The organism is Megasphaera geminata F0357 (assembly GCF_000239275.1).
Taxonomy (GTDB): Bacteria; Bacillota; Negativicutes; order Veillonellales; family Megasphaeraceae; genus Megasphaera; species Megasphaera geminata.
The window spans coordinates 47,844-51,010 of the sequence record NZ_JH417605.1; the positions used below are offsets into that span (position 1 = coordinate 47,844).

Annotated in this window: 5 protein-coding genes; 1 reads left to right on the forward strand and 4 read right to left on the reverse strand. The window is 44.8% G+C overall.

Annotated features, from left to right (window positions below; translation table 11 throughout):
- The 4 genes from HMPREF0080_RS10935 to HMPREF0080_RS06875 form a co-directional block, all read right to left on the reverse strand.
- Positions 1 to 367, reverse strand: a 367-nt coding sequence (locus HMPREF0080_RS10935; protein WP_006790661.1) for a rubrerythrin family protein, incomplete at its 3' end; no start/stop codon positions are given.
- 157 nt (positions 368 to 524) lie between these two features.
- Positions 525 to 1,061, reverse strand: coding sequence for a rubrerythrin (gene rbr / locus HMPREF0080_RS06865; RefSeq protein ID WP_006790662.1), 537 nt, complete (start codon positions 1,059 to 1,061; stop codon positions 525 to 527).
- A gap of 142 nt (positions 1,062 to 1,203) precedes the next feature.
- A complete protein-coding gene (locus HMPREF0080_RS09240) occupies positions 1,204 to 1,959 on the reverse strand; it encodes a DUF1700 domain-containing protein (RefSeq protein WP_006790663.1) in 756 nt (251 codons plus the stop codon).
- 4 nt (positions 1,960 to 1,963) lie between these two features.
- Positions 1,964 to 2,236, reverse strand: coding sequence for a hypothetical protein (locus HMPREF0080_RS06875; RefSeq protein WP_006790664.1), 273 nt, complete (start codon positions 2,234 to 2,236; stop codon positions 1,964 to 1,966).
- A 134-nt stretch (positions 2,237 to 2,370) separates the two neighbouring features.
- Here HMPREF0080_RS06875 and HMPREF0080_RS09245 point away from each other — a divergent pair.
- Positions 2,371 to 3,167, forward strand: a 797-nt coding sequence (locus tag HMPREF0080_RS09245) for a mechanosensitive ion channel family protein (protein WP_216436706.1), incomplete at its 3' end; no start/stop codon positions are given.

Below are 3,167 nucleotides of genomic sequence, written 5' to 3' on the forward strand. Positions count from 1 at the left end.
GGTACCGTTCTTCGTGGTGTTTTTCGATCTTGCCTACTCCTTCGAAAAGTGCGGCAATTTTGTCAAACCCTTCTTCACGGGCGACTTTGGCAAATTCCGGGTACATATCGACATTTTCGTAATGTTCACCGCCGATACAATCCTGCAAAGCGTCTTTTACGTCGGGCATGCCGTCGTGGAGCAGTTTGAACCAAATCTTTGCATGTTCTTTTTCGTTATGGGATGTTTCGTCAAAGAATCCCGCAACCTGTTCGTACCCCGCTTTTTTAGCCACAGAGGCATAGTATTCGTATTTTGTATGCGCCTGAGTTTCACCGGCAAACGCCGCCTGTAAATTTTGTTCCGTTTTACTGCCTTTTAATTCCATAATAAAAACCTCCTTGGAATATATAATAAATAATTATTATCCGTTACTGGTTATATTATATATCAAATATAGATGACGTCAAGGAAAATCATTATTTGTTATCTATAAAACATGCCTATACTGCATATGCAGTATAGGCATGGATGTAAAATAATTTTTAATAGTTTTCCGCACACAATTCGAAGAAAGCCTGCGGATGCGCACAAACGGGACACACTTTGGGGGCCTCTTCCGCTTCTACGATGCAGCCACAGTTACGACAGATCCAGGCCTTCTTTTCAGGCCGTTTGAAAGCGGCGCCTGTTTCTATGTTGTTGAGAAGCGCACGGTACCGTTCTTCGTGGTGTTTTTCGATCTTGCCCACTTGTTCGAAGAGGCGGGCAATGTGATCAAACCCCTCTTCCCGAGCTGTTTTTGCGAAGCCGGGGTACATATTTTGATTTTCCCACTGTTCACCTGCAGCAGCGTCGTCTAAAGCGCCTTGTACGTCGGGCATGCCGCCGTGCAGTAATTTAAACCAGATTGCCGCATGTGCTTTTTCATTATGGGATGTTTCATCAAAGAATCCCGCAACCTGCTCATACCCCGCTTTTTTAGCTACAGAGGCATAGTATTCATATTTCGTATGCGCCTGAGCTTCGCCGGCAAATGCCGCCTGTAAATTTTGTTCCGTTTTACTGCCTTTTAATTCCATAATAAAAACCTCCTGACCGGGAAATAGAGAATAATATAGGCAAAATCAGCCTGTCCACTTATTATAAGTCCATCCGGATAAAATGCAAGAAGAGGAACATACCCTTTCCGAATAAAGGGTATATTCCTCTTAGGGTGGGGGATTATGAGCGATAAAAATCGCTTTTTTTCGTGTCTTTTACAGCGCCGTGGCAGATATATGAAATATATTTTGTGACGATTGCGGCCATAAATATAGAAATCGTTGAAAATACTGCCGTTTCTTTGCCTACTTTCGGTATGGGCAGTATTTCCGTATACATCGGGAATTTAAAGAGTAAAACCGAACCGACAAAGGCAATGAGAAAGAGAAGAAAGAAAATCTTACCCAGGAAAGAGAAGATTCCGCCCAGAAATGTGTAAAACGAACGCTCTAAAGCGCCTGTACCCCTTTGTACCGGCCTTTTGCGGCGGTGTTTCCGCTCTCCGTCGAAGAAGTCGTCTTCATAGCTGTAACGCTCATCGTAATCGTATGTATCTTCATAAATCGGTTCTTCACGGATTTCCTCATAATCTCTATAATGGCGGCGGCTTTCTGCCTGTCTCCGCCGTTGTTCCGGCTCACGCTTCCAATCGTAAGCCCGCGCTTTATCGCGGTTGTAGCGGGGAACTCTGTCATACCCGCCGGCATAATGCCGTTCGATGACGGGATTATCTGCGGGGATGACGGGTTTACCCATATAGTAGCGGTATATATTTTTCGGTGAACCCAGTTGTGCGCAAATTTCATCTTCGCTCATACCTTTGCGGGCACCTTGATGAAAGCGGGTTTCACAATCCGAGAGAATTTCACGCAAGTCCTTTTTGTCGCTATGACGAAAATAATAGCGCAGAAGATCCATAAATTCGGTTTTTTTCACGATTCTACCTTCTGTGTATCAAATCTTTTTCACGTTGTTGCAATTTGGCGCCCTTGTTCCAAGCAGCTCCGCCTGCAAGCATGCTGATAAGGAGAGCCGGCAAGGCGAAGATACGGGTATTCTCGGGCAGGAGAACCAACGCTGCCAACGGTTCCGCGCCTATAAGGATACAGTAAGCAATCCAGAAAAGGGCACACACGGCCACGAGGAGAGATATTGTTCCGAATATATATAACAATATATATAAGCGACGCAATGTCGTCGGCGACGTAACCATGACAAAAACTCCTTTATAGTGATATAAATATATTATATAGTAGCACAAAATGCCTTATCTATCCAGCGTATCCCTTGCGTAAAGGATGTCCTTACGGTAAGATTAAGACAGATTATGAAAGGACGGTGTCCGTTTTGAATGAACATGTGCAGATGATGCTGGAAAAATACAGCGGACTTTTCTTTACAAAGAGCGTGCGTATTGCCCTCATACTCGCATGTACATTTCTTGCTTATAAGGCCGTTGAGTTCATTATCAGCCGTCTTGTCGGCTTTCCTATCAACAAGATGGGCAATACCGGACGACAACGGGGCATGACTTTGTTATCCATTACACAACATATCATTTTTGCCGTCTTTTGCTTTTTTGCTCTTATTTCGGTATTAAAAGAGCTGGATATTGATACGACATCTCTTCTGGCCGGCGTCAGCATTATCGGACTTTCTATCGGTGTCGGTGCACAAAGCATGGTTAAAGATTTCGCGGCGGGTTTTTTCATCCTTGTGGAAAATCAATATGCTTTGGGTGATATCGTCAAGATAAAAAGCATAACCGGTAAGGTTATTGAACTTACGCTGCGGACAACGAAGATCGAGTCGACGGATCACGTTGTTCATATTGTGCCGAACGGTCTTATTGATACAGTGACGAATTATTCAAAGGAGACCTATTTCGGCGCAGTGCGTATAGCCGTTTCACAAGAATACGGCCCCGATATGATTATTCCCGTTTTACAGGATGCATTAAAAGCCGTAGCCGATCGGCCCGGCTTAAAGGCGGGAGCAACCGTCGGCGGCCTGTCCGGCATGGACGGAGATGCTTACTTTTATGATGTTATCCTGCCGGCTGAATGGATTGATTCTTATTCGGTCTGTGCGGCTTACCGCTGTGAGGTGGCCCGGCGATTTAATGAACGGGGTATTGTTTTGCG